Raw genomic sequence first — 1,161 nt, 5'->3', positions numbered from 1 at the left:
AGCTGGGGTTGGGTGGTCACCCCCGGAAGATTCAGTTGGGTTTGGCCACCGCCGCCGAATTGACCGCCGCCAAATTGACCGCCGCCAAACTGCCCGCCGCCAAACTGCCCGCCGAACTGGCCCCCGCCAAACTGCCCGCCGTTGTTGTTGCCGTTGTTATTCCCGTTGTTGTTGCCGTTGTTATTCCCGTTGTTGTTCCCGTTGTTATTGTTCGCGGTTCCCTTGAAGATGTTCTGGTTGTAGCCAGGGGGAACGGCGGGCGGGTTGGGAATTCCAGGGCGGGGGCCAGCCGGGAAGAACGGCCGGATTTGGGCCGACATCTCGGTCGGGAAGGGAATCATCGAAACGACTCCCAAGGCGAGCGCCGTGGCGATCAACCAATTTCTGATGGAATATGACAAAACAGGAGCTCCCTTCACTGAACAGTGACCGGACAAAAAACAACGGGTTTTAGAATGATCGGATGTCTTCTTGCGAGCAAGGTTACCGAACAATCACATGCTTAAGCTAAACGCCGGTCGCATATCCGTTGTTGGATAATTCAACCGGAAAATAACTTTTCTTTCAGATTTATTCTCTCGCGCAATGATCATGCGGTCAATTGAGTTTCGCAAAAAATCATCCCGAACTTCCGGACGGAAAGTGGCGCATCTCGACACGCAAATTCCATCCGGCGATTGATCAATTGTGACAATCAAAGTTGTCCGCAGAAACCACAAATAGATTGGGTGCGTCGGATGGGGAGAAACAGTGAAAGCCGGGAGTGCGGCGGGAAACGAAAAACAGGCCGACTCGGTGAACGAGTCGGCCTGCGAAAGCATCATGAGATGGGGAGGCGGGAAAAATCACACCCCATAGCCGCCGGCAAATCCGACTCCCTTGCCGCCAAAGCCGCCAATCTGACCGCCAAAGCCACCAATCTGGCCGCCAATGCCACCAATCTGGCCGCCAATGCCACCGATCTGACCGCCAAAGCCACCAATCTGGCCGCCGATCTGACCGCCAAAGCCACCAATCTGGCCACCGATCTGACCGCCAAAGCCACCAATCTGGCCGCCGATTTGACCGCCAAAGCCACCAATCTGACCACCAATTTGGCCACCGATCTGACCGCCAATCTGGCCACCGATCTGGCCGCCCTGTTGACCGCCGCCTTGGGAA

1 protein-coding gene and 1 pseudogene are annotated in these 1,161 nt (G+C 56.0%); one reads left to right on the top strand and one right to left on the bottom strand.

Features of this window, described 5'->3' with window-relative positions:
* Positions 1-341, bottom strand: a pseudogene (locus BGIM_RS65875) (hypothetical protein); the annotation flags it as partial.
* A gap of 396 nt (positions 342-737) precedes the next feature.
* Here BGIM_RS65875 and BGIM_RS65870 point away from each other — a divergent pair.
* Positions 738-1,161, top strand: a 424-nt coding sequence (locus BGIM_RS65870; protein WP_193788988.1) for a hypothetical protein, incomplete at its 3' end; no start/stop codon positions are given.

The organism is Zavarzinella formosa DSM 19928, assembly GCF_000255705.1.
GTDB lineage: Bacteria > Planctomycetota > Planctomycetia > Gemmatales > Gemmataceae > Zavarzinella > Zavarzinella formosa.
Note: the sequence above shows the minus strand (reverse complement) of the source record. Positions and strands in the feature narration are given on the sequence as shown.